The organism is Nocardia sp. NPDC127526, assembly GCF_042672265.1.
GTDB lineage: Bacteria > Actinomycetota > Actinomycetes > Mycobacteriales > Mycobacteriaceae > Nocardia.
On record NZ_JBHXVO010000006.1, the window covers coordinates 204,326 to 227,126 of the forward strand.

A 22,801-nucleotide genomic window follows, 5' to 3' on the forward strand; every position below is an offset into this window, starting at 1 on the left:
GCGCCGAATGAAGAATGTAGGCTAGACAACGACGAAACTAGTTCTGCTCGTTCCTATCGTCTGGGCTGTCGGATTTATCCTCAATCTTCCCTCTGCTGCGAGCGCGTTTCAGCAAAGTCGCCAATATCTCGTAGACGGCAGATGTCGCGACACCGGTTGCGATGGTGATCGTGAGCTCAGCGAAAGCTCCGTAACGAAGCTCATCTCCTGTGGTCGACACAACCTCGGTGACTCGCACTTTGCAAGCATCCGCAAGCTGGGGGTGCTCTGCCACCTCATCGGCGAAGACCTTCAGATTGGCCTCTTCACCTTGGTACACAAGGGTTGTCATACCGCGCCCCCCTAGAGATTGATCACGCATGGTCGGTCAAGACTAACCTGGCCGTGACGGTACCGCTCCTTGAACGCGCTTGCTGCTGGTTCCGCTTTGAGGGCCAAGGAGCAGCCGATCCACCAACAAGATCGTCAAACGAATCGCCGAAGAGCAATGTATTCCCGCGTTACGCTTGCTGATGAACGGCATTTTCGCTGGTCAGGACAATGTCAGGCTTCTTTGATCTCATAATCCATTGGTCGCGGGTTCGAGCCCCGCCCGCCCCACAAACACCCTCTCACCTGCGGATACGCGCCACGAAAACGCGAAAGTAGTCCAGTGCAGAGCACGTAGATCAATGGACTATGGGCGTAGAATCGGCCCGCATGGGGCGCTGGACCTAGATGATCTCCGCGAACTGAAGGACGACTTCGCGACCGCGCTGCGCCGCAGGAACCGAAGCCAAGTGACCATCAGCGGCTACCTGTTGCGGATCGGCTACTTCATCGACTACCTGATCGAGCACGAGTTACCAACTCTTGCACCGGAGGTCACCCGTGATCACATCGGCGGGTTCATCGAGTCGTTGCTGACCCGACCGAACAAACGGACCGGCGAACCGCTCTCGCCGGAGTACGCCCGGGGCCACTACCGAGCGCTACAACAGTTCTTCAAATACCTTGCGGCAGAGGACATCATCGAGCATGACCCGTTTGACAGGATGGCCTTGCCCGATGCGCCCGAGAGCCTGACTGCGGTTCCGCCCGATGAAGCCCTGCGGGCGCTGCTGGCCGAGTGCGCTGGCACCGACTTCGAATCCCTACGCGATACCGCGATCATCCGGATGTTCATCGACACCGGTTGCCGCGTCGGAGAACTCGCGGGCCTCGACATCGACGAGATCGACTTCGCCGAGAACACGGCCCTGGTGATCGGCAAGGGGAGGCGGCCGCGGACCGCGCCATTCGGCGACAAGACCCGAATCGCCCTCCGCAAGTATCTGCGGGCACGCGCGAAACATCGCCAAGCCAAGCTCACCCAGAACGAGACGCGCTCTGGCTCGGCCGCCAGGGCCGCATGACCGACAACGGCATCAGGCAGATGCTCGAGCGCCGCGCTATCGCGGCAGGCATCGACCACATCCATCCCCATCAATTCCGTCACTGGTTCGCCCACAACTGGCTCGCCAGCGGCGGCCAGGAGCAAGACCTCATGATGCTCGCGGGCTGGCGATCCCGCCAGATGCCGGACCGCTACGGCAAATCCGTTGCCGCCGACCGTGCGAAGGCAGCCCACCGCCGCGCCCGCCTCGGCGACAAACTGTAAACGGATCCCGCGGCCATGACGCCGAAGCCAAACCCGCGTGACAGGTCAACTCACGCAGTGAACTTCGGTATCGAGCTCAGACTTCCGACATCACAGTGTGTGCGTGATGCGGAGCGGAGTGGATTCCTCCTCTCGCTGGGGCGGGAAACGTCGTTGGGCGTGGCGATCGATCCCGCCGCACACACGGTCTATCTCACCTCCGGGGGTTTCGGCAGTATCACGATGATCGATACGCGTACCCGCACGCTCAGTGCGTCACGACTCACCGTCAAGCCCGGCAGCTGGACCGGGGGAATCGCGGTGGACACCACAGCCCACGAGATCTACATAGAGCACGGCGAGTCCTCCCGGACCATCGAAATCCTAGCCCCCGCATAACCGACGTTCCGTGCTCCACGGACCTCCGCTGGACCCTTGGGTGAGTTCTGTGGCACTTCATTTGATTCGGCAACGACCCTCGAAATGTGTCCGATCCCGGGACAATCAGAAGCGTGACGGAGCTGATTCTGACCAATGAACGGCGCGGTGAACTCGTGGCACTGCTCCACGACGAAGCCAGGTTGAGAGCCGAGTATCCCGCGGTCGCGGACTATCTCTCCACAGCTCCGATGCCGGCAGGCACCGGAGATGATCGCGCAGACGAGCTTATCGTCTAGCTTACCGGAGTCCGCTGTGTGCGCTCGGTTGATCATGCGAGCAGCATCTGGCTAATGATTCCTGTTGCGGCACAACGAACTTGAGAATCCTTCGGGCGTGCCCGAATGCACTCGGTGAGTGGCGGGACATCGGATACCCTCTACCGTGGATCGATCGCCCACAGATCGGTGCTACTCGATCTTCTGATGCGGCGGAGGTGGCTATGGATTCGGGCACGCACATCCTGGTCGTTCTGGGTATCGCCTTCGCCTGCGGGCTTGTCTCGATGGTCATCGCGGATAGCAGAAACCGCTCGGACATCGAATTCTTCATCGTCGGGTTCATACTCGGCCCGATCGGCATCCTTATTGCGATACTCATCTCACCAGGTCCACCCGACGGAATGCGAAAGGTAACCTGCCCCCGTTGTAACGCGAAGCAGAATATCAACATTATTGCGGATGCGTACGAGTGCTGGCGATGCAAAACCAAGGTAACCGCGTGATCATCGAAAGAGCCGCCGAAGACCCGCAATTTGCGGAGATCGCAACAGCGCTGACACCGCAGGCGCGGCACCGGCGCACACCGATTCGGCGCCTGCCATGTTGTGTGTCAGCTCCGGTCCAACCATGACCCGTCGCTTCCCCTTGGTTTCAACTGCGGGTTCAGGCGGTCATCGCAACACTTCATCGAGTGCTTCTGATCCGTCGTTCGGCGCGGCGCTTGATTCTCGCCGCCGTGCGGTACGTCGGGCGTACCGCACGGCAACGCCTGCTTAGTGCACGACGTCGTACACGAGCTTGGCCACGCCGTTGGAGTAGGTCGCCGACTCCCGCAGGCGCAGTTGCTGCCTGTCCCGGTCCGACCGGCTGAACAGGCTCTTGCCCGCCCCGAGCAGTACTGGGAACACGAGCAGGTTGTACCGGTCGATCAGATCAGCGTCCGCCAGCCGCCGGGCCAGTTCGGCGCTTCCGTGGATGAAGACCGCACCGCCATCGCCCTTCTTCAGCTCGGCGATATCGTCGGTGGAGCGCAGGATCGTGATCGGGCCCCAGCCCTCGACGACAGCGTCGTCGGTGAGGCTGGAGGAGACCACGTACTTCGGAAGCTCCTTGTACGCGGCGTGGTCGGCGGAGTCGCGCCAGAACGGAGCGAACGCCTCATAGCTGCGGCGACCGAACATCAATGCCGTTGTGTCGGCAAGTTCTTCGCCCTTGAGCGAGTAGGCCTCGGGAACGAATTCGGTGTCCATCACCCAACCGCCACTGCGGTGCCCTTCCTCCTTGCCGCCCGGCGAGTCCGCTACACCGTCGAGCGACATGAAGCCCGTGTAGACCAGTTCACGTGTCAAAATTCCTCCTGAGTTTCGAAAGCGGTGATCGCCGATCGCCGGTGATCGCCCAGGCGCTGATCGCACCGGGCGGTTTGTACTTTCGCCAATCTGGCTGACACGGACCTGACACGGACCTGTCGGCAGGTTGGCTGTCGCGGTGGTGCGATGAGGTCACTGAGCTGGCCACTGTGCCGGTGGCCGCTGCTGACTTGATGGCCTTTTATGGTTACGTGGGTGAAGTCGTACTGGGTGACGTCGGAAACGGCTACTTCATCCATTCGGCTCGGCTGACGTTGGGACATTACCGGGAGGAAGGCACCGTATTCCTGCCGGCAGCCGAGAATCCGCACGGCTTGGTGTTCGCTTCCGATGGCGGGGGCGTCTTGTTCGCCGCCGATTCGAAAGGAGCCGTTCACCGTTCGAGCGCTGCTTCCTTCAGCGGTGCCTTCGAGAGAGTCACCGAAAACCTGGCAGAGTTTCTCGATTTGATCTACCGGTCTGTTGTTCGATTCGCGGCCACTGGTGAGCCCGGATTGATCTAGCTAGGCGTGGCAAGCGTGTCCGAGCGCGCACCCGCGGCATGCTGATGCGCCCGCGCGCTCGTCGAGTCCACCGACAACAGCTTCTCCACGTCCGCGGCCATCCCGGCATCCGCGGGCAAATCCCATCGTGAGTGTGGTGGACGACCTCGAACTCGGTGATGGCGCCGAGGGCCGGCCACTCGCCTGGAATGTCAGGGAGATGGAGTACTCCGATGCTAGGACAATCGAGGGGGCGGAACACATCATCGAAAGGCTTTGGCCGCCAAGACCGGTTCCCGTGTCGCTCACCGGGTGTGGGTTTTGAAGAAGTCCCAGATGAGGTCGGTGGCGGAGAGGCCGGCGGTGGGGTCGTTGAGTTCGCCGGTGGTGGCGCCCGGCCAGGAGTGGAACATTTCGGGGAGGCGGTAGGTTTGGACTTCGCTGCCGTCGGCGCAGGTGGCGGTGGTGTGGGTGATGCCGCGGGGGAAGTTCGAGATGGGGTTGGCGGGGGTGCAGGATAGGCGTTCCTGCCAGAGGGCGATGCCCTGTTCGAAGCGGTCGATGTTGCGGTCGCGGCCGCCGAGGAAGGTCAGGACGGGGATGGGGGTGGTGGGTTTGTAGGTTGGGGGCTCGACGGTTTGGCCGATGAAGCCGCCGCTCACGGCGGCTATTGCGGCGAAGGTGCCGGGGAGTTCCACGGCCAGGCGGAAGGACATGTCGCCGCCGTTGGAGATGCCGGTGGCGTAGGTGCGGGCGGGGTCGGCTTTCCAGGTGGTGATCATGCGGGCGACGACCTCTTTGATGAAGCCGACGTCGTCCTCGCTGCCGCAGCAGACCAAGGCGTTGAAGGCGCCGGAGTAGCCCTCGGGATAGGCCACCAGGAAATTCTCGGTGTCCGCCTTCGCGTTCAGGGCGGAGAGTTCGGCGATTCCCGCGGCATTGCCGGGGCGGTAGTGCAGGGCCACCACCAGCGGTAGCGGGGTGGCGCCGGTGTAGCCGGGTGGTGCGTGGACCACGTAGGAGCGGGTTTTGCCGGCGAAGTCGAAGCGGATCGTCTGATCGCCGGGGCCGGGTTTCTCCGGCGCGGTGGCGGTGGTGGTCGATGCGGTGGCATCGGTTGAATCGGGGGAACTTTCGCACGCGGTCAGCGCGAGCGCGGGTAGCGCTATGGCGGCGACGGCGGCAAGGCGCAGGCCGAACATCGAATCACTATGGCACGGAAGAGATCTGCAGTCGGGACGTTCCGGACAGGTTTGGCTGGTTCGACAGCCGCGGGGGTTCGGCGCTCGTAGTATCTCGCGGTATGCGGAAGCCGATTACGGTTGAGCTGGGGGAGACGGCGGCTCGGTTCCTCGAGCGGATGGCGGCGGACAGTGGGCTCGAGGTGTCGGCCTGGCTGGATGGGCATCTGCGGTATGAGGCGCGGGTGCTGGAGATCAAGGATCGGCTGCAGAAGGTGGCCGTGGAGGTGAGTTCGGCGGAGTTCGAGGACAGTACGCTGACGTGCCCGGCGTGTGGCGCCGTGCAGCTGTGAGGATCAGCGGTCCATGAAGACCGAGTCGAGGGTCGTGCCCAGAAGTTGGGAAAGCTGGTGCAGGACTTCGGGTTCGACGCGGTAGTAGAGCTGGGGGCCGCGGCGTTCGCGGGAGAGGAGGCCGGCTTCGCGGAGGATGCGCAGGTGGAGGGCGAGGGTTTGGCGGGAGGCGTTGAAGGCGGTGGCCAGGTCGCATTCACAGGTTTCGCCGCCCTGGTGGGCGGCGATCAGGCTGAGAATGCGCAGGCGCAGGGGGTCGGAGAGGGCAGCGAAGGCGGGGGCCAGGGTGGTGGCGGCCGCGGCGGACAGGGGTGATCGCGTCAGGGGCGTGACTCCGCAGGAGGTGGAGGGCACGACCGTGAGGTGCAGCCGCCCAGCTTTCGGCATTCATCGATAGTGACTCATATCCAATCGCCGGGCAATACACCGTGCAGCCGCCGAGCTAACGCGGTTTGACGGCCTTCACGATCGCCGAGTGCATCTCGGGCGCGACCTGGTGCGTGGGGATGAGTTCGATCTCGGTGAAACCGGCCGCGGCCAGCCCGGCGCGGTACTCGGCCATGGTCAGCGCGCCGGCGATGCAGCCGGCATAGTCGCCGCGGGCGAGACGGTCGGCGAGGGTGAGATGGTCCTCGGCGACCACATCGGTGACGCCGAAGCGGCCACCGGGACGAAGCACCCGGAAAGTTTCAGCGAAGACGGCCGACTTGTCCGGCGACAGGTTGATGACGCAGTTGGAGATGACCACGTCCACCGCGGCGTCGGGCAGCGGAATGGATTCGATGGCGCCCTTCAGGAATTCGACATTGCGCGCACCGGCCTCGGCGGCGTTCGCGCGGGCCAGGTCCAGCATCTCGTCGGTCATGTCCAGGCCGTAGGCCTTGCCGTCCGGCCCGACACGCCGCGCGGACAGCAGCACATCGATGCCGCCGCCCGAGCCCAGGTCGAGGACGGTTTCGCCGGTACGCAACTCGGCCACCGCCGTCGGATTGCCGCAGCCGAGGCTCGCGGCCACCGCATCGGCGGGAATCGCCTCGCGATCGGCGACGGTGTAGAGCCGATTGCCGAAGCCCGCTTCATCGAAGGTCTCAGCGCCGCCGCACCCGCCCGGACCGCAACAGCCGGTGCCTTCCTGCCGCAATGATGTTGCCGCCGTGGCATATCGGGCGCGTACGGCCGCATAGATCTCGTCTGCGTTCGAGTTGGTCATGACTCCACCTACCTGTGAGACATATATCGAAAAAGTCTGACCCACTCAGCATGGCCACCCTTTCGACATATGTCAATATCCTCGGTAGGGTGGTTTCGTGCCCAAATCTCTGCCCGTGATCGACATGTCCGCCCCGGTCTGTTGCGTACCGGTTGCCGCGGAGCCGATCGACGACACCATGGCGCTCGAAGTCGCCCTGCGGCTCAAGGCGATCGCCGATCCGGCGCGGGTGCGGCTCATGTCGATCCTGCTCACCGCCCGCGGCACCATGAGCACCGGTGAACTGGCCGCCGTCGTGGAGCTGGCCGAGTCCACCGTCAGCCATCACCTGGGGCAATTGCGCAAGGCCGGCTTCGTGGAATCCGAGCGGCGGGGCATGACCGTGCAGCACGGCGCCCGGCGTGACGCGCTCGCGGCACTGTGCCTGGTGCTGGATCCGAACTGCTGTTGAGAACAGGGCTTTCGCTGCCGGAATCGGGCAAATCGGTTCACCCTGCGTATGCTGACGCGCGGTCGAACCGATCGAACGAGGAGCACCCGGATCCATGACAGCAGCACCGGCCACCATGTGCGCGGCGTTTCAGGCGACAATCGCCCGATATGCGGGGGAGGTAGCGGTACGCACGGCCGGGGACGCGGACACGCTGACCTTCGGCGACTGGGGCCGTCGGGTGCGCACGCTGGCGGGCGGATTCGCCGCGCTGGGCGTCGGGCGCGACAGCAAGGTCGCGCTCATGCTGGCCAACCGGCCGGAGTTCTATCCGATCGATACCGCGGTGGTTCACCTTGGGGCCGTGCCGTTTTCGATGTACAACACCTCCTCGCCGGAGCAGCTCCAGCATCTGCTCGGGGACTCCGGGGCCGAGGTAGTGGTCTGTGAATCCCAGTTCCTGCCGGTGATCACCAAGGGGCGCAAGGGAACAGGCGTCAAGCACGTGGTGTGCATCGACGGCGGTGATGCGGAGACCATGAGTCTCGACGACCTCACCGCGCAGGCCGACCCCGACTTCGACTTCGAATCCGCTTGGCGCGCGGTGCAACCCGATGACGTGCTGACCCTCATCTACACCTCCGGCACCACCGGCGCGCCCAAGGGTGTACAGATCACGCACGCCAATATGGTCGCCATGGTGCAGGCCACCGTCACCTTGGCCGGCGCCGACAACAACGAGCGGGTGCTGTCGTTCCTGCCGTCCGCGCATATCGCCGATCGCTGGTCGGCGCTGTACCTGAGCATGTATGTCGGCAGCACCATCACCACCGTCGCCGACCGCACCGGTTTCGCGCCGGGCCTGGCCGACTGCCGCCCCACGTTGCTCGGCGCGGTCCCGCAGGTGTGGCAGAAGCTGCGCACCGGCATCGAGGACAAGCTGGCCGAATCCACCGGCGCCAAGGCGAAACTCGCGCACTGGGCGGTCGGCGTCGGCCGTCTTGTGTCCGACGCGCGGCTCGAAGGCCGTCAGGTGAGCCCGCTGCTGAGCATTCAGCACGCCATCGCCGACGCGCTCGTGCTGTCCAAGGTGCGCGCCGCGCTGGGCCTCAATGACATCAAGGTCGCCATCTCCGGCGCCGCGCCGGTCTCGCCGGAACTGCTGCGCTACTTCAACGGTCTCGGCATCGAGGTCAGCGATGCCTGGGGCATGTCCGAGCTGTCGGGTATGGCGACCCTGTGCCCGCCGGGACAGCTGCGCCTGGGCACCGTCGGAAAGCCGGTGGACGGCATGCGGATCCGCCTTGCCGAGGACGGCGAGGTGCTGGTGGCCGGGCCGCTCATCATGAAGGGCTACCTCAACCAGCCGAAACAGACCGCCGAGATCATCGATCCGGAGGGCTGGCTGCACACCGGCGATATCGGCGAAGTCGATGCCGACGGCTACCTGCGAATCGTCGACCGCAAAAAGGAACTCATCATCAATGCCGGCGGCAAGAATATGTCGCCGTCCAATATCGAGAACTGGATCAAGGCGTTCGCGCCGCTCATCGGGCAGGCCATCGCCATCGGTGACAATCGCAAATACAATTGCGCACTGATCGCCCTGGATCCGGACGCGGCCGCCGCCTTCGCCGAAAAGCACGGCATTGCCTGCGATCCCGCCGAGCTGGCGGCGAATCCCGAGGTGAAACGCCTCGTCATCGAGGCGATCGACCAGGCCAATGCCAAACTCTCGCGCATCGAACAGGTGAAGAAGTTCCGCATCGTGAGCGAGTTCTGGCAGCCTGGCGGGGAATTCCTCACGCCCACCATGAAGCCGCGCCGCAAGCCGATCAATGAGCGCTACGCGAGCGTCATCGAAGAGTTGTACGCCTGATCCGGAGAACCCGGAACAGGCGCTCGAGCAGCCGATATCTCGCCTCCCGCCGCGAATCCGCGGCGATCATGCGAGAATCGGCGTGCTCGTGACCCCGATCCGTGCAGGAGATTTCGTGCGCACTGGAAAAATCGTCCGCTGGTCCGTCGCCACCGCCATGGGGCTGTCGGCGCTCTCGTTCACCGCCGTGGGCACCGCGAACGCCGAGGTCAGCTACACCTACACCTGCACCGCGGAGGACTGGTCCGGAAACCCGCTGCCCGCCGTCACCGTCGAGGTGCGCAAGGGCAAGAACCAGGCGCGGTATGCGGCCCGCCCGGAATGGCGCGGGCAGGCCAAGTTCGAAACCATCGAGTGCACCCCGGTTTAACCAACTCTCGGGACTCTCAGGGGTTCCCCCTGAAACCCCGATCGGGAGGGAGCTCTCAGGGGTTCCCCCTGAAACCCCGATCGGGAGGGAGCTCTCAGGGGTTCCCCCTGAAACCCCAATTGGGAGGGAGCTCTCAGGGGTTCCCCCTGAAACCCCGATCGGGAGGGAGCTCTCAGGGGTTCCCCCTGAAACCCCAATTGGGAGGGAGCTCTCAGAGGTCCCCCTGAAACCCAGTTGGGAGGGGCTCAAGGGTTTCTCTGAACCCCGATCGGGAGTGGCTCTCGGCGGGGACTGAATCGCAGTTGAGAGGGTCGGCTCTCGGTGTTCCCTGACCCCCGAACCAGGGTTCGGTGTCAGAGCACTGCCTGGGTCTGGGTGACTTTGGCGACGAGTTTTCCGGCGTCGTCGTGGATTTCGGTTTCGATGACGATGAAGCTGCGGCCTGCGTGAATGGGGCGGGACGAGGCGGTGGCGTAGCCGGAGCGGACGGCGCGCAGGAAATTCGTCTTGGATTCGACCGTGGTGGTGCCTTGTTTGCCTGCGGGCAGGTTGAGGAATGCGCAGACCGCGCCGGTGGAATCGGCCAGCGACATGAGCACGCCGCCGTGGATCGTGCCGCCCAGCGTGCACAGCGATTCGTCCCAGGCCAGTCGGCTGCGCACCAGTTCGGGACCGTGTTCGAGCACCTCGATGCCGAGTTTCTCGCTGAATGGCATGGTGGCGAACAGTTGTGTGCCGATGGGGTCCGGAACGGTTTCGATATCGGTCATGAGATCGACTCTGCCGCAGGGGGCGCGGCGGGTCGATTACCTGTCGGGTAAAGGTCCCGATCAGCGGAAGTGTCGCCTCCGGCGGGGTTCTGCGAGACTCTCCCGGTGCGGGTAGGTGTGCTTGGGCCGGTTCAGGTTATTGCGGATGACGGGTCTCCGGTGGAGATCGGCGGGGTCAGGGTGCGGATGCTGGCGGCTCGGCTGGCGCTCGAGAACGGCGGGGCGGTGCCGGTCGGCGCGCTGATCGACGGGCTGTGGGGTGAGGACGCGCCGGCGGAGGCGGCGGGTGCGCTGCAAGCCCTGGTGTCGCGGCTGCGGAAGGCGCTGCGCGGAGTGGGAACCGTGGAGCTCGGGGCGGGCGGGTACCGGCTGCCGGAGGCGCGGCTGGATGCGCAGCGATTCGAAGACCTGGTGCGGCAAGGACGCAAGGACCTGGCGGCCGGACGCGCGGAAGCGGCGGCCTCGCTGCTGCGCGAGGCATTGAGCCTGTGGCGCGGGGAGGCGCTGGGTGATGTGGCCGAGGCGCCGTTCGTGCGCGCGGTCGCCGCGCGACTGGACGACCTGCGCGCCGCGGCCATGGAGGATCGCTTCGATGCCGAACTGCGCATCGGTCGGTACGCCGATATTCTCGGCGAACTCGAGACCGCGGCCGAGGAGAATCAGCTCAGCGAAAGGCTGGCGGCGCTGCGGATGCGGGCGCTGACCGCGGCCGGGCGGCAATCCGATGCACTGGCGGTGTACGAGGAGATGCGCGCCCGCCTCGATGACGAGCTGGGCATCGACCCGTCCGCGGAACTGCGCGAGACCCATCTGGCACTGCTGCGCGGCGAGCTCGAAACCCCCGTGGCGCGACGGGAACCCACCGTCAACCGGCTCCCGGCGCGATTGACCAGCTTCATCGGCCGCGATACCGAACTGGAGCGATTGAGCCGCTTGCTCACCGACTCCCGGCTGGTCACCATTGTCGGACCAGGCGGCGCGGGCAAGACCCGCCTCTCCCTCGAGGCCATGGACCGATACACCAGCGGCCCAGTCTTTTTCGTCCCACTGGCCGAAGTCGGCGCCCCCGACCAACTCGCCGATGCCGTGGCCGGCGCCCTCGGCAGCTCCGACGAACGCCGCGCCGACCAGGCCACCCGCCTCGCCGAACTCCTGAATGTCGGTGCCGCCGTGCTGGTCCTGGACAATTGCGAACACCTCATCGAGGCCGCCGCCGGACTGGCCGCACACCTCCTCGACCGCCTGCCGCACTTGCGCATCCTCGCCACCAGCCGCGAACCGCTGGCCATAACCGGCGAGACCCTGTGGCACCTGGACCCTTTGGCCATCCCGGCGGGAATCCCCGAACCTGCCGCTGCACAGCAATTCTCGGCCATCCAGCTCTTCATCGACCGCGCTACGTCCGTCCGCCCCGACTTCATCCTCGACGACCGCACCGTCGCCCCGGTGGTGGAGATCTGCCGCCAACTCGACGGCGTCCCCCTGGCACTCGAACTGGCCGCCGCCAAACTCCGCTCCATGACCGTCGACCAGATCGCCCGCCGCCTCGACGACCGCTTCCGCCTGCTCACCTCGGGCAGCCGCACCGCCCTCCCACGCCAGCGCACCCTACTGGCCCTGGTCGAATGGAGCTGGGACCTCCTCGAAGACCCGGAACGCGTCCTGGCCCGCCGCCTCTCCCTCTTCCCCGGCGGCGCGACAGCGGAAGCCCTGGAAGCGATCTGCTCCACCCCCGACCTCCCCGCCGACGACATCATCTACATCCTCGACACCCTCGTCGAGAAGTCCATCGTCACCCGCTCCGCCGATGACAACCCCCGCTACCGCATGCTCGAAACCGTCCGCGCCTACGCCGCCGACCAACTCGCCCGCTCCGGTGACAACCTCACCACCCGCTTCACCACCCACTTCCTCGCCCTGGCCGAGGAACACGAACCCCTGCTCCGCACCGGCGAACAACTCCGCGCCATAGCCGTTTTCGACGCCGAACACGCCAATATGGCCGCAGCCCTGCGCATTACGCTGAACTCGGCCTCGGCTCCGGTGCCCGCCGTCGGCATGACGGCACCCGAGGCCGACCGGGCGGCGCGGTTCGTGCGTGCCTTGTTCTGGTACTGGGGAATTCGCGGCATGAGCACTCAGTTCGAGACCGCTCTCGCCGAGGTGCCGCGGTTCGGCCATGCGCTGCCTGCGGCGACGCGTACTGCCTTGCGGGTGATTCGGACAATGGCCGGTGGCGGCGGGGCGGAGCTCGCTGCGGCGGAGGCATTGCTCGCGGAGAGCGAGCACACCGGAGCGCTGCACTTCCACCCGGCGCTGCCGCTGTGGGCATCGCTGCTGGCTTCGAGCACCGGCAATGCCGAACTCGGTGAGCGGCAACTCGAGCTGGCTCTGCGGTGGCCCGACCCCTGGGTGCGGGCCAGCGCGCATTTCGCCCGTGATATCGCGCTGACCGGCAGCGGTGCGCAGCCCGCCGGTGCGGACGCCCGGCGAGAAGCCTTGCTGGGCTTCGGAACCGTGGGTGATCGCTGGGGCCTGGGTATGGCGCTGCTCGCCCAGGGGCGGGATCACTCGCTGCGCGGCGACCACGAGTCCGCCATCGCCGCCTTCTCCCGCGCCGTGGCCGTGGCCTCCGAACTCGGCATGGAGGACGACATTCTTTCCAGTCGAACCGAATTGGCAAATGAACGCATGCGCTGCGGTGATCTGCCCGCGGCCCTGCGCGATATCGAATCCGCCCAGCGCCTGGCCACCGACCTCGGCTACACCCGCCTCGCCGCCCTGCTTCTGCTCCTCCGCGCCGAATCCCACCGTCGCGCCGGTGATCCCGCTCGAGCCGACGGCGAACTCGACCACCTGGAACAGCTGCTCGAGCGCCTGCCCAAGGCCACCGCCCAGTTCGCCGCCCATCGAATCCTCCTCGCCCGCATGGCCAACCGCCTCACCGCCGGCGAGGCCCCGCAAGCCCGGGCACTGCTGCCGAACGTCCTCTCCGGCCTCGGCGCCGGCGGCGACGCGGGCGCCGCGGCCCACTCCACCGCCCGAGTCGCCGAACTCCTCGCCGAACTCGAATTCCTCGAAGACGCCCCGGAATCCGCGGCCACCACCCTGGGAACCACCGTCGTCATCCGCGGCATCTTCGACTCCGGCGAACCCGAACTCCACACCCTCGAAACAAAACTCGTCACCCGCCTCGGTCGGAAAGTCTTCGACGCCGCGTATCGCCGCGGCACCGACCTCCCCCGGGAAGAAGCCCTGAACCGCCTGACCGCCGCCCAGCCAATGACCACCCCCTGAGCGCCGTCGCCGACATTCAGCCGCCGACCGACGGCTGCGGCTCCTTTCCCACAACGGTCCAGCAAACCCGCCTCGAGTGAACTAGTGCAGGCGATACGTCGGAACTGGTGCGCGCAGCCGCCCTGATCGACGCCCGGGCCGGGAGTGACGGCCCGCTGGATCGGTGCGCATTACGCCTGCGCCAGCGAACGACCGCGAGACATCGAGCGGGCGTATCCGTGTCGGCCGAGGGCCGCAAACCCGGCAGCCACTGCCGGTGCGTTCCAGGCTGTTACAGCGGTGAAAGCTCGTCGTACCGCGCTCGTCGGCCACCAGGATGTTGCGGGTGTGGCCGACCGCGATCGCCGCACGGATATGTGTCGTCGAGTGCCGCGACGTTGGGCGCGCTCATTCGCTAGTTGGGCTCAGCAATCGTCGGCGCGGTCGAGCCTGCGCCGAAGCAGCTGACATGCCACCGGGCGGCTGTATCGAGACAGGATCTGCGGGTTTGATCGGGTGCGGGAAATGGCGATGGCCGGGAATCGGGGCGGCTTCGTTGTGGAAGCGGCTGCCGATTCCCGGCCGAATTCGGGTTCGGGACAGGCGGTCAGGAGGTGCGGCTGAAGAGGCGGCCGGCCAGGTCGAAGCCGGTGATGGCGCCGGATTCGTTGCGGCTGAAGAAGCCGCGCTGACCCTGGAAGGAGCCTTCGGTGATCATGTATTCGTCGTTCGGGAGGAGGCCGAGGACGAACGGCGGGTGATCCTGGGGGAGTTCGGTTTCCGAGGCTGCACGGATTTCGGGGCGGATCTTGCATTCCAGCGTCAGGGTGTCGCCGTCGGTGGCGATGACGGCGGTCATGGCGTCGATCTCGTACCGGCCGCTGATCTCCGCGGCGCGGGCCGGGTCGTGGGGGAGGGGCTCCGGGTCGGCGTCGATAATGCCGAGGTAGTGCTCGAGCGCCCAGCGGACGATGGACTGGTTGGCGCCCAGGCCGTCGGGGCTGGCATTGGACATGACGACGATGACGACATCGCGGTCGGGGACGATGAGCAGCTCGGCGAATTGGCCGAAACCGGACCCGCCGTGGCCGTAGGTGCGCACGCCGTCGATCTCGCGGAGGAACCAGCACAGGCCGAAGCCGTCGCCGAGGGCGCTGGCGCGCAGTTCGGCGGTCTGCTGCTGCATCTGGCGGACGCGGGCGGCGGGCACGATCTCGGCGCCGTTCTCGGCGCGGCCGTCGGCGAGATGCACACGGCCCCAGCGCAACAGGTCGGCTGCGGTGGCGGCGATACCGCCGCCCGCATTATTGGCGCGGGTCCCCTTCCACACTCGCTGCACCACCAGGTTGCCGTCCTCGTCGCGCTCGTGGCCGAGAGCGAAGCGGCGGGTCATGATCTCGTCGCGGCCGAAGAACGTGGCGTTCAGGCCCGCCGGTTCCAGGATCATGGTGGCGACGGCCTTCTCGTAGGTCAGCCCGGTGACGTTCTCGATGATCCGGCCGACCAGGTTGTAGCCGGCCTGGCTGTAGGAGGCGCGGGTGCCCGGCTCGGCGATCAGCGGGATGGCCTTCAACTCCGCGACGAACTTGGCCAGGCCGTCATCGCCCTCGCCGGTGTCGTTGATGATGCTCCACTCCAGCCCGGCGGTGTGGTTGAGCAGCTGCTTCACGGTGATCTGCGCGGCGATCCGCTCATCGGACAGCTCCAGTTCCGGCACATAGGTGCGCACCGGGGCATCCAGGTCGATTCGGCCCTTGTCGACCAGCTTCATGATCACGCTCGCCGTGTACGACTTGCTGATCGAGCTCAGCGCGAACAGCGTGTCCTCGTTCACCGGGACCGGGTTCTCGATGCTGGTCACACCGTGCGCGGCGAATACGGCCTGCCCGTTCACCCACACGCCCGCCGCGATGCCGGGAACCCCGAATTTGGTGGCCGTGGCCTCGACGATCTCCGACAGCGCGACATTCGACAGCTCAGCGTTCGACATTTCCTCGGTCCTTCTCTCAGTTCGTGCCCGGCCCTTGTGTTTTCGGCCCGGCATCCGGTGTGCACTCACAGTGCCGACCGCCGCTGATAGCGCGCTGACAGTCCACCGACAGCCGCTGTCGGCGCGCCTGCGCACGGTGGTGACCCGGCGCACACCGGCGGCGCGATGGGAGATGATCCGGGGTTGTGTAACGGCGCTCTCAGGCTGCTGTCAGCTTCAGGCCAGCAAATGCTCAGCGCATTCCGGCAGTGTGAGCGGTTGATCTTTCCGATGGGAAAATTCACCGATTTGCTGAGGAGTTATCCGGCGTGCGTGTATCGAAGACCTGGGGCGGCGCAGTTGTAGCGTTGACCGCTACCGTCCTGCTACCAGTCGCCGCGGGCACCGCGACCGCCGCTCCGGCGCCCGCGCTGAACGCCGCCGGCACCTCCGCGGACGGCTCGCGGATCGTGTCGAGCTCGTCCACCGGCGACCGCACGATCAAGCTGCAGGTCTACTCCGCGGCCATGGGCAAGAACATCGAGGTCGATGTGCAGCGCGCCGCGGACCCCTCCGGGCCGACGCCGGTGCTGTATCTGCTCAATGGCGCCGGCGGCGGCGAGGACCAGGCCACCTGGCAGAAGCAGACCGATGTGCTGAACTTCCTGGCCGACAAGAACGTCAATGTCGTGCAGCCGGTCGGCGGTGCGTTCAGTTACTACACCGATTGGCGCGCACCGGATCCCAAACTGGGCGTGAACAAATGGAAGACCTTCCTCACCGAGGAACTACCGCCGCTCATCGACCGCGCGCTGAACACCAACGGCCGCAATGCCATTGCCGGATTGTCGATGGCAGGCACCTCGGTGCTGCAGCTGCCGATCGCGAAGCCGGGGCTCTATCAGTCGGTGGCGTCCTACAGCGGCTGCGCGCAGATCAGCGACCCGCTGGGCTATGACATGGTGAATCTGGTGGTCGCCGCCGGCGGCGGCAACACCGACAATATGTACGGCCCCAAGGGTGACCCCATGTGGGCGGAGAACGATCCCTACGTGCACGCCGACCAGCTGCGCGGCCTGAATCTGTTCATCTCCAGCGGTTCCGGCATCCCCGGCCAGTGGGACACCCTCGACGGCCCGCACACCCTGCCCGGCCCGGGCGGCCTGGCCAATCAGGTGACCGTCGGCGGCGTCATCGAGGCCGGCACCAACTACTGCACCCACAACCTGGCCGCCAAGCTGAACCAGCTGGGCATTCCCGCCACCTTCGACCTCCAGCCGACCGGCACCCACTCCTGGGGCTACTGGCAGGACGACCTGAAGAAGTCGTGGCCGGTGCTGGCGGCCGGACTGGGCCTGCCCGCCTGATCCTTCCGGCTACTCGCCGAGTTCGAAGTTGGGGTAACCGTTGTCGCGTTCCTCATCGCAGAAGCGGCGGTAGTTGCCGAATCCGCCGATGTAGGGCATGAATACGCGCTTCTTGCCCTCCACATTGGCGCCCATGTACCAGGAGTTGGCTTTCACGAAGAGGGTGCCCTCGGCGACCTCCATGAGGTGGTCGGTCCACTTCGCCGCCGCCTCCGCGCCGGCCTCGACGCGGCGAACTCCCTTGGCGCGGCAGTGGTTCACCAGCGCGAGCACCCAATCCAGCTGCTGCTCGGAGTGCAGCACCATATTCGCCATGACCGACGGGGTGCCGACGCTGTTGATGCTGAACATATTCGGGAATCCGGGGATGCCGAACCCGAGATAGGTGAGCGGCCCGTCCGCCCACGTCTCCGCCAGCCGCGACCCGCGCGCCCCCTGAATGTCGATGCGCAGCAGCGCACCGGTCATGGCGTCGAAACCGGTGGCGTAGACCAGCGTGTCGAGCTCGATGAACCGCTCCGCGGTCCGCACGCCGGTCGGTGTGATCTCCTCGATCGGCTCGCGCCGCAGGTTCACCAGCGACACATTGGGCCGGTTGAACATCTCGTAATAGCCGGAGTCGGTGCAGATCCGCTTGGTGCCGATCGGATGATCGGTGGGGATCAGATCATCCGCCACTCGCTGATCGTCGATCTTGGCGCGAATCTTGGCCACCGCGAACTCGCGAACCAGTTCATTGGCGGTGAGATCGCTGTTCTGATCGGGAAAGACCTTGTTGAACAGCACCCCGCCCTGATTCCAGCGATCCTCCATGGCCGCTTCGCGTTCCTCTGCGCTCAGCTCCAGGGCCTTGGTCTGAATGCTGGGGTGCGGCGTCGCGGCCGGCGCGTAGAACGACTTCTCCCGCCGCTGCCGGTATGTCGCGCGAATGTGCTCCTGCTCCGCCTCGGTCCACGGCCGATTGGGCATGGGCACACTGAAATTGGCGGACCGCTGGAACACCGTGAGCGCCTGCGCCTGCCGCGCGATAATGGGGGAGACCTGGATCCCGGACGAACCGGTGCCGATCACGCCGACCCGCTTGCCTTCCAGCGCCGCGCCCTCCTCCGGCCAGCGCGCGGTGAAAAGCTCCTCACCCGCAAAGGTTTCCACGCCCGGGATATTCGGCTTGATCGGCGCGGACAGGCAGCCGGTCGCGAAAATCACGAAGCGGGACCGGTATTCCTCCCCGCCCTCGGTGCGCAGCGTCCAGATCGACTCGCCCTCGTCGAAGTGCGCCGCCGTCACGAACCGGTTGAACCGATACCGCTCCCTCAGCCCGAACCGATCCGCCACATGATCGATATAGGCCAGGATCTCCGGCTGCGCCGCGAACCGCTCGGTCCAGGTCCAGCTCTGCTCCAGCTCGGGATCGAACGAATACGAGTAGTCCACGCTCTCCACATCGCAGCGCGCCCCCGGATACCGATTCCAGAACCAGGTCCCGCCCACGCCTTCCCCGGCCTCCAGCCCGAGTACGTCCAGCCCGGCCCGCGCCGCCTGATGGACGCCATAGAGTCCGGCGAATCCGGCGCCAATGATGATCACATCGTGTGGACTGTCCTGCCCGGCGCTGGGATGCATGCGCGACCTCTCAACATTCGTCTAGCGATATTTCGAATAGGCATATCGTCGAGTTCCGAACGCCAGGTCGCGAGCCCTCGTCCCACTGACCAGGAGCCCGCACAAAGGTGAAACATCACCGACCGGGAACTGGTGGCGGGGTCCACTCGCGAAATGCCGCCATGGTTTCCCGGTGATCGCTTGTCCAGCTCGGTACGGGCTCACCCGGCGGGCGCGGGGGCGGTGAGGTGAACACTGCGCAGATATGACATTGCCGTACTTGCGATTTCGGTGGTGTGATCACCGGGCGAGGGGGAATCATGAAGCTATGGCGAGAAGCGACTCGCCGGAGCCCGGCGTCCTCCTGTGAGGCCGGTGCATGGTTTGGGCGGAGGCGTCAATGAGGGGCGTCTCCGCCGAGCCGATCCGCCCGCGTTCGACCCGGTCCGCAGGTGTGCGGCGCAGTGTTATTCGTGGACCGGTTCGCCGGTGACCACGTGGTCGGCGTGGTTGAGGCCCTCGCGCACCAGGCGGGCCAGATGCCCGTCGCGAATGCGGTAGATGATGCGGCGGCCGTCGCGGCGGGTGTCGACCAGGCCGGTGAAGCGGAGCTTGGCCAGGTGCTGGCTGACCGCGGTGCGGGAGGCGCCGCAGGCCTCGGTGAGCGCGGTGACATCGGCCTCGGCGTCGGCGAGGATCCAGAGGATGTGCAGGCGGGTGGGATCGGACAGCATGCGGAAGGTGGCGGTCGCCGCGTCCAGGCGAGCCTGATCCGGATCGACGGGGTGGGTGAGGCTGGCGGAGGGCAACGCCTTCGCATTGCTCTTGCTCACCATCGAGTCACCTTCCTGCCGCTACCACCGCCTCGACTCCCACCGGCACGGATACCGGCCAGACGCGGGCAGCTGTTGTAGCTGCCAGTGTAGCGAGGATGGCCAGTGTGACCGCCGTCATCGGCAGTCCCGCCGCTGCTCCGAGGGTGCCCGCAATGGGATAGGTGAGCAGGAAGCACGCGTGCGAGAGCGAGAACTGCGCGGTGAAGGCGGCGGTGCGGGAACCGGGATCGGTCTGGGCGCGCAGCAGGCGGGCGGCCGGAGTGTTGATCATCGAGGTGCCCGCGCCGAGAGACATCCAGGTGACGGCCAGCAATACCGCGCCCACGGCCGGGGGAAGCAGGGGGATCGTCGCGGCCGCGGCCAAGCCGATCGGCAGGATTCGGCAGCCGGTCAGCATGAACCGGCGCTCGCCGAACGCCTGCAGTGCGCGCGGTGTGGTCAGCGCCACCGCCATGGACCCGAATCCGAAGCAGCCCAGCGCGAGTGCCACGCCGGTATTGCTGCCGCCGAGCCGATCCCGCACGTACACCACGGTATTCACGATCACCAGTGAAGTCGCCGCCGCCACAACCAGATTCATGGCCAGCAGGCCGCGCAGCACCGGCCGATCGAACATGACGCGCGCACCGTGGGTGACCCGCCGCACGAACGGCGCGGACGAGCGATCGGCGCTGAGCCGCGGCAGCCGGGTGCTGAGCACCAGCGCGGCCGAGGCCACGAAACCCGCTGCCGTGCCGACGAACAGCAGGTGATAGCTGATCACCGTGAGCAAGGCCGCCGCCAGCATCGGGCTCAACAGCGACTCCAGGTCATAGGCCAGCCGCGAGAGCGACAGCCCGCGCGTGTAGTCCTCCTCGTCGGGCAGCACCGTGGGGATCACCGACTGGAACGCGGGCGTGAACGTCGCCGATGCCGACTGCAACAGCGCGATCAGCACGTAGATCTGCCACGTCTGCGTCACGAACGGCAGCAGCGCCGCGATCCCGGCCCGCGCCGCATCCGCCGACACCAGCAGGACCGTCCGCGGCACCCGCTCGGCCAGCGCGGAAATCACCGGCGCCACACCGACATACGCCACCATCTTGATGGCCAGGGCGGTCCCCAGCACGGCTCCGGCGTCCGCTCCGGCCAGGTTGTAGGCCAGCAGGCCGAGAGCCACCGTCAGCAGCCCGGTGCCCACCAGCGCGACCACCTGCGCGGTGTACAACCTCCGAAACCTCCGGTGCCGCAGTACGCCAATCATGCCGCCCACTATAAGCCAACGCGTGCGCAGGTGTGCACATAATGTCCCATGAACGGGCGCGCGAGCGGTATCGCCCCTGCTCACGGTTTGTGCACCGGAATCGCCACCTGCGCCGGTCGATGTTCCTGCGCTACCAGGACCTCATCGCCGAATTGTCCTGTTGTTACCTGTCGACCCGGGCAATTCGCCGCTATCCTCGCCCTCATGGGGAGGCACCTGGCGGCCTGTTGCCTGGCCGCGGTCTCGGCGCTGGCGATGACCGGCTGCACCGTGCACGGCACCGCGCAGCCCGAGTCCGGCGCGCCGGAAACCGGCCCCGGCGTCACCCCCACGACCGGAGCGAGCCCGGGCGAGCCGGTCTCGGACCTACCCCCGTGCGGCGATATCGGCACCGCCGCAACACCTCCCGACTGCCTGCTGGAATCCCGCGACAGCACCGGACTCTCCTTCGAGGTCCGGCATTCCGGCAGCGACGGGCACACAATCACCACCGTGACCGTCCTCGACGGCACCGGGGCCCGCGTGCAGACCCTCACCGAGAAGGACACCAGCGCCCCCTCCGGCCCGCGCGTCCGCGATCTCGACGCCGACGGCCGCGACGAACTCATCATCCCGCTGGCACTCGCCGAGGCGAACACCCGCTACGCCGTCTACCGCGCCACAGCCGACACCCCCGACCTGCACCGCGCCGGCGAACTGACCGGCATCGGCATAGACACCGCCGACGCCGGCTACACCGTGGTCTCCGCCCGCACCGCCCACGCCAGCTGGGACATCGAATTCTGGACCTTCGACGCGGACACCCTGCGCGCCCTCGTCACCGCCGAGGTCCGCCCCACCGAGGACCGCAGCGGCACGGTCACCGGCTACATCTGCAAGGTCACCGACGACGGCGGCCTCTCCACCCTCGGCCTCACCCCCGACGAGGCCACCGCCAAGTTCTGCACCGAACCGGCCGTCGGCCGCGTCATGCGCTGACAAGCCGACCACGCACCCGCACCCGCACGCGAGCCTTCCTGCTGCGCCCTAAGCTGCTTCCGGCTGCGCCCCAAGCCGCTTCCGGCTGCGCCCCACGCCGTGTGCGGCTGCGCCCCACGCCGTGTGCGGCTGCGCCCCACGCCGTGTGCGGCTGCGCCCCACGCCGTGTGCGGCTGCGCTCTGCGTCGTGTGCGGCTGCGCCCGGTGACGTTTGCGGGAGCGACCGCGTCCGGCCGTGTGCCGAGTCTGGTCAGATGCGACTTGGCGCACAGCCGGGTCCTACCTCTCCCGGCGCACTCGACCTCGGGGGGAATACGGGGTTTATCGGGGGAATTCCCGATGTTCGAATACTTGCCGCGAGACCAGGATGGAGGCAGGTCAGCTGAACGGAATCGGAGTCAGGAACGCGGCTTTCCGTACCGGCGCCGCACCCATTCGGCGTAGTCGAACGACACCGCCTCGCCACTGTCGTCGAGGCACAGCGCAGCGTCGCGCAGTCGGCGGGCGATACGGCCCAGGGGCGGCACCGGGACGGGGAGGAGGGCGTGGCCGAGGATTTCGCGGCGAGCCGTGGCGAGTTCGGTCAGGGTGTGGACGGCGGGGCCGCCTACGTCGCGGACGCGGCCGGACGGTCCGGCTTCGGCCGCGTCGGCGAGGCGGGCGGCTACTGCTGTCACGTCGACCGGCTGGAAGCGCATCGAACTGTGTGGGGCCACGCGCAGCTTTGCGGACAGGCCGAGGATCTGGTCGATCAGTTCGTGGAATTGGGTGGCGCGCAAAAGGGTCCATGGGATCGGGCCCTGGGTGACCACGTGTTCCTGGGCGACCTTGGAGCGGTAGTAGGCGAACGGCACCTGATCGCAGCCTACGATCGAGATCTCCACATGGTGTCCGACCTCGGCGCGCTGCTCGGCCGCCAGCAGCGAACGTACGCCTTCCACCAGGACTTTCGCGCTGCGTGCACCCGTGTGGTTGGCGGCGTCGACGACTGTGGACACGCCTTCGAGCGCCTTGTCGAGGCCCGCGCCGGTAGCGAGATCCACCGGATGGTGCACCGTTCCGGGCACGGGATCGGTGGGTGGGGTGCGGGTGAGTACGCGCACGGTGTGGCCGCGCGCCGCGAGATCGCGCACCACCGGGGCGCCGAGTACTCCGGTTCCGCCCAATACCGCTATCTGCATGTCGAATCCCCTCTCCGATGCGCTCTT

Annotated in this window: 24 protein-coding genes and 1 pseudogene; 13 read left to right on the plus strand and 12 right to left on the minus strand. The window is 66.6% G+C overall.

The window, feature by feature from the left end; genetic code table 11:
• Window positions 1-37: 37 nt before the first annotated feature.
• On the minus strand, window positions 38-331 hold the full coding sequence (locus ACFVIV_RS14075; protein ID WP_379196074.1) for a hypothetical protein: 294 nt from the start codon (window positions 329-331) through the stop codon (window positions 38-40).
• 340 nt (window positions 332-671) lie between these two features.
• On the opposite strand from ACFVIV_RS14075, the gene ACFVIV_RS14080 reads away from it, so the two are divergent.
• The 5 genes from ACFVIV_RS14080 to ACFVIV_RS14100 all read left to right on the plus strand — a co-directional run bounded on the left by ACFVIV_RS14080 (window position 672) and on the right by ACFVIV_RS14100 (window position 2,780).
• On the plus strand, window positions 672-1,394 hold the full coding sequence (locus tag ACFVIV_RS14080; RefSeq protein ID WP_379196076.1) for a tyrosine-type recombinase/integrase: 723 nt from the start codon (window positions 672-674) through the stop codon (window positions 1,392-1,394).
• Complete coding sequence (locus tag ACFVIV_RS14085; protein WP_379196078.1) at window positions 1,391-1,639, plus strand: tyrosine-type recombinase/integrase; 249 nt, start codon at window positions 1,391-1,393, stop codon at window positions 1,637-1,639. Before ACFVIV_RS14080 ends, ACFVIV_RS14085 begins: the two co-directional genes overlap by 4 nt.
• A gap of 159 nt (window positions 1,640-1,798) precedes the next feature.
• A complete protein-coding gene (locus ACFVIV_RS14090) occupies window positions 1,799-2,017 on the plus strand; it encodes a hypothetical protein (protein WP_379196080.1) in 219 nt (72 codons plus the stop codon).
• Between the two features lie 113 nt (window positions 2,018-2,130).
• On the plus strand, window positions 2,131-2,295 hold the full coding sequence (locus tag ACFVIV_RS14095) for a hypothetical protein (RefSeq protein WP_379196082.1): 165 nt from the start codon (window positions 2,131-2,133) through the stop codon (window positions 2,293-2,295).
• 203 nt (window positions 2,296-2,498) lie between these two features.
• Window positions 2,499-2,780 carry a hypothetical protein gene (locus ACFVIV_RS14100; protein WP_379196084.1) on the plus strand — a complete coding sequence of 94 codons (282 nt, stop codon included), beginning with the start codon at window positions 2,499-2,501 and terminating at the stop codon, window positions 2,778-2,780.
• A 270-nt stretch (window positions 2,781-3,050) separates the two neighbouring features.
• On the opposite strand, the gene ACFVIV_RS14105 is transcribed toward ACFVIV_RS14100, so the two are convergent.
• A complete protein-coding gene (locus ACFVIV_RS14105) occupies window positions 3,051-3,626 on the minus strand; it encodes a dihydrofolate reductase family protein (protein WP_379196086.1) in 576 nt (191 codons plus the stop codon).
• Between the two features lie 176 nt (window positions 3,627-3,802).
• On the opposite strand from ACFVIV_RS14105, the gene ACFVIV_RS14110 reads away from it, so the two are divergent.
• Window positions 3,803-4,150, plus strand: a complete 348-nt coding sequence (locus ACFVIV_RS14110; protein ID WP_379196394.1) for a hypothetical protein — start codon at window positions 3,803-3,805, stop codon at window positions 4,148-4,150.
• On the opposite strand, the pseudogene ACFVIV_RS14115 reads toward ACFVIV_RS14110, so the two are convergent.
• Both ACFVIV_RS14115 and ACFVIV_RS14120 read right to left on the minus strand, forming a co-directional pair.
• Window positions 4,143-4,260, minus strand: a pseudogene (locus tag ACFVIV_RS14115) (IS5/IS1182 family transposase); the annotation flags it as partial. The gene ACFVIV_RS14110 and the pseudogene ACFVIV_RS14115 overlap by 8 nt on opposite strands.
• Before the next feature lie 174 nt (window positions 4,261-4,434).
• Complete coding sequence (locus tag ACFVIV_RS14120; protein WP_379196088.1) at window positions 4,435-5,331, minus strand: alpha/beta hydrolase family esterase; 897 nt, start codon at window positions 5,329-5,331, stop codon at window positions 4,435-4,437.
• Between the two features lie 101 nt (window positions 5,332-5,432).
• Here ACFVIV_RS14120 and ACFVIV_RS14125 point away from each other — a divergent pair, with 101 nt between their 5' ends.
• A complete protein-coding gene (locus ACFVIV_RS14125; protein ID WP_379196090.1) occupies window positions 5,433-5,663 on the plus strand; it encodes a hypothetical protein in 231 nt (76 codons plus the stop codon).
• 3 nt (window positions 5,664-5,666) lie between these two features.
• Here the strand turns inward: ACFVIV_RS14125 and ACFVIV_RS14130 are convergent, their stop codons facing one another.
• Together ACFVIV_RS14130 and arsM are read right to left on the minus strand one after the other, a co-directional pair.
• Entirely contained in the window at window positions 5,667-6,050 is a 384-nt protein-coding gene (locus tag ACFVIV_RS14130) for an ArsR/SmtB family transcription factor (protein ID WP_379196092.1), read from the minus strand.
• A 55-nt stretch (window positions 6,051-6,105) separates the two neighbouring features.
• Window positions 6,106-6,873 carry an arsenite methyltransferase gene (arsM, locus tag ACFVIV_RS14135; RefSeq protein ID WP_379196094.1) on the minus strand — a complete coding sequence of 256 codons (768 nt, stop codon included), beginning with the start codon at window positions 6,871-6,873 and terminating at the stop codon, window positions 6,106-6,108.
• Window positions 6,874-6,970: 97 nt separating this feature from the next.
• Here arsM and ACFVIV_RS14140 point away from each other — a divergent pair, with 97 nt between their 5' ends.
• The 3 genes from ACFVIV_RS14140 to ACFVIV_RS14150 all read left to right on the plus strand — a co-directional run bounded on the left by ACFVIV_RS14140 (window position 6,971) and on the right by ACFVIV_RS14150 (window position 9,552).
• Window positions 6,971-7,324, plus strand: coding sequence for an Rv2640c family ArsR-like transcriptional regulator (locus tag ACFVIV_RS14140; RefSeq protein WP_379196096.1), 354 nt, complete (start codon window positions 6,971-6,973; stop codon window positions 7,322-7,324).
• 94 nt (window positions 7,325-7,418) lie between these two features.
• Window positions 7,419-9,182, plus strand: a complete 1,764-nt coding sequence (locus ACFVIV_RS14145) for an AMP-dependent synthetase/ligase (RefSeq protein ID WP_379196098.1) — start codon at window positions 7,419-7,421, stop codon at window positions 9,180-9,182.
• A 115-nt stretch (window positions 9,183-9,297) separates the two neighbouring features.
• On the plus strand, window positions 9,298-9,552 hold the full coding sequence (locus tag ACFVIV_RS14150) for a hypothetical protein (protein WP_379196100.1): 255 nt from the start codon (window positions 9,298-9,300) through the stop codon (window positions 9,550-9,552).
• A 353-nt stretch (window positions 9,553-9,905) separates the two neighbouring features.
• On the opposite strand, the gene ACFVIV_RS14155 is transcribed toward ACFVIV_RS14150, so the two are convergent.
• On the minus strand, window positions 9,906-10,322 hold the full coding sequence (locus ACFVIV_RS14155; RefSeq protein WP_379196102.1) for a PaaI family thioesterase: 417 nt from the start codon (window positions 10,320-10,322) through the stop codon (window positions 9,906-9,908).
• A gap of 186 nt (window positions 10,323-10,508) precedes the next feature.
• Between ACFVIV_RS14155 and ACFVIV_RS14160 the strand changes: the two genes are divergently transcribed.
• The gene (locus ACFVIV_RS14160) at window positions 10,509-13,619 is read left to right on the plus strand and encodes a BTAD domain-containing putative transcriptional regulator (RefSeq protein ID WP_379196104.1); all 3,111 of its coding nucleotides are present in this window, start codon (window positions 10,509-10,511) and stop codon (window positions 13,617-13,619) included.
• Window positions 13,620-14,205: 586 nt separating this feature from the next.
• Here ACFVIV_RS14160 and ACFVIV_RS14165 read toward each other — a convergent pair.
• A complete protein-coding gene (locus tag ACFVIV_RS14165) occupies window positions 14,206-15,588 on the minus strand; it encodes a serine hydrolase domain-containing protein (RefSeq protein ID WP_379196106.1) in 1,383 nt (460 codons plus the stop codon).
• A 308-nt stretch (window positions 15,589-15,896) separates the two neighbouring features.
• Here ACFVIV_RS14165 and ACFVIV_RS14170 point away from each other — a divergent pair, with 308 nt between their 5' ends.
• On the plus strand, window positions 15,897-16,934 hold the full coding sequence (locus ACFVIV_RS14170) for an alpha/beta hydrolase (RefSeq protein WP_379196108.1): 1,038 nt from the start codon (window positions 15,897-15,899) through the stop codon (window positions 16,932-16,934).
• Window positions 16,935-16,943: 9 nt separating this feature from the next.
• Here ACFVIV_RS14170 and ACFVIV_RS14175 read toward each other — a convergent pair whose 3' ends face one another.
• The 3 genes from ACFVIV_RS14175 to ACFVIV_RS14185 all read right to left on the minus strand — a co-directional run bounded on the left by ACFVIV_RS14175 (window position 16,944) and on the right by ACFVIV_RS14185 (window position 20,615).
• Entirely contained in the window at window positions 16,944-18,557 is a 1,614-nt protein-coding gene (locus tag ACFVIV_RS14175; RefSeq protein WP_379196109.1) for a flavin-containing monooxygenase, read from the minus strand.
• Between the two features lie 446 nt (window positions 18,558-19,003).
• Window positions 19,004-19,372 carry a metalloregulator ArsR/SmtB family transcription factor gene (locus ACFVIV_RS14180; protein WP_067541431.1) on the minus strand — a complete coding sequence of 123 codons (369 nt, stop codon included), beginning with the start codon at window positions 19,370-19,372 and terminating at the stop codon, window positions 19,004-19,006.
• Between the two features lie 4 nt (window positions 19,373-19,376).
• Window positions 19,377-20,615, minus strand: coding sequence for an MFS transporter (locus ACFVIV_RS14185; protein ID WP_379196111.1), 1,239 nt, complete (start codon window positions 20,613-20,615; stop codon window positions 19,377-19,379).
• Window positions 20,616-20,819: 204 nt separating this feature from the next.
• On the opposite strand from ACFVIV_RS14185, the gene ACFVIV_RS14190 reads away from it, so the two are divergent.
• Window positions 20,820-21,593 (plus strand): hypothetical protein, encoded by a 774-nt coding sequence (locus ACFVIV_RS14190; protein ID WP_379196113.1) that lies wholly within the window; start codon window positions 20,820-20,822, stop codon window positions 21,591-21,593.
• Window positions 21,594-21,991: 398 nt separating this feature from the next.
• On the opposite strand, the gene ACFVIV_RS14195 is transcribed toward ACFVIV_RS14190, so the two are convergent.
• Window positions 21,992-22,774 carry an SDR family oxidoreductase gene (locus ACFVIV_RS14195; RefSeq protein WP_379196115.1) on the minus strand — a complete coding sequence of 261 codons (783 nt, stop codon included), beginning with the start codon at window positions 22,772-22,774 and terminating at the stop codon, window positions 21,992-21,994.
• Between the last annotated feature and the right edge of the window lie 27 nt (window positions 22,775-22,801).

What these genes read in the sequence shown, in the direction of transcription:
- ACFVIV_RS14130 (WP_379196092.1), bottom strand. Translation starts at nt 6,050, where the DNA reads ATGCCGAAAGCTGGGCGGCTGCACCTCACGGTCGTGCCCTCCACCTCC.
- ACFVIV_RS14080 (WP_379196076.1), top strand. Translation starts at nt 672, where the DNA reads ATGGACTATGGGCGTAGAATCGGCCCGCATGGGGCGCTGGACCTAGAT.
- ACFVIV_RS14160 (WP_379196104.1), top strand. Translation starts at nt 10,509, where the DNA reads ATGCTGGCGGCTCGGCTGGCGCTCGAGAACGGCGGGGCGGTGCCGGTC.
- arsM (WP_379196094.1), bottom strand. Translation starts at nt 6,873, where the DNA reads ATGACCAACTCGAACGCAGACGAGATCTATGCGGCCGTACGCGCCCGA.
- ACFVIV_RS14145 (WP_379196098.1), top strand. Translation starts at nt 7,419, where the DNA reads ATGACAGCAGCACCGGCCACCATGTGCGCGGCGTTTCAGGCGACAATC.
- ACFVIV_RS14120 (WP_379196088.1), bottom strand. Translation starts at nt 5,331, where the DNA reads ATGTTCGGCCTGCGCCTTGCCGCCGTCGCCGCCATAGCGCTACCCGCG.
- ACFVIV_RS14175 (WP_379196109.1), bottom strand. Translation starts at nt 18,557, where the DNA reads ATGCATCCCAGCGCCGGGCAGGACAGTCCACACGATGTGATCATCATT.
- ACFVIV_RS14125 (WP_379196090.1), top strand. Translation starts at nt 5,433, where the DNA reads ATGCGGAAGCCGATTACGGTTGAGCTGGGGGAGACGGCGGCTCGGTTC.
- ACFVIV_RS14185 (WP_379196111.1), bottom strand. Translation starts at nt 20,615, where the DNA reads ATGATTGGCGTACTGCGGCACCGGAGGTTTCGGAGGTTGTACACCGCG.
- ACFVIV_RS14190 (WP_379196113.1), top strand. Translation starts at nt 20,820, where the DNA reads ATGGGGAGGCACCTGGCGGCCTGTTGCCTGGCCGCGGTCTCGGCGCTG.
- ACFVIV_RS14165 (WP_379196106.1), bottom strand. Translation starts at nt 15,588, where the DNA reads ATGTCGAACGCTGAGCTGTCGAATGTCGCGCTGTCGGAGATCGTCGAG.
- ACFVIV_RS14180 (WP_067541431.1), bottom strand. Translation starts at nt 19,372, where the DNA reads ATGGTGAGCAAGAGCAATGCGAAGGCGTTGCCCTCCGCCAGCCTCACC.
- ACFVIV_RS14155 (WP_379196102.1), bottom strand. Translation starts at nt 10,322, where the DNA reads ATGACCGATATCGAAACCGTTCCGGACCCCATCGGCACACAACTGTTC.
- ACFVIV_RS14085 (WP_379196078.1), top strand. Translation starts at nt 1,391, where the DNA reads ATGACCGACAACGGCATCAGGCAGATGCTCGAGCGCCGCGCTATCGCG.
- ACFVIV_RS14100 (WP_379196084.1), top strand. Translation starts at nt 2,499, where the DNA reads ATGGATTCGGGCACGCACATCCTGGTCGTTCTGGGTATCGCCTTCGCC.
- ACFVIV_RS14195 (WP_379196115.1), bottom strand. Translation starts at nt 22,774, where the DNA reads ATGCAGATAGCGGTATTGGGCGGAACCGGAGTACTCGGCGCCCCGGTG.
- ACFVIV_RS14075 (WP_379196074.1), bottom strand. Translation starts at nt 331, where the DNA reads ATGACAACCCTTGTGTACCAAGGTGAAGAGGCCAATCTGAAGGTCTTC.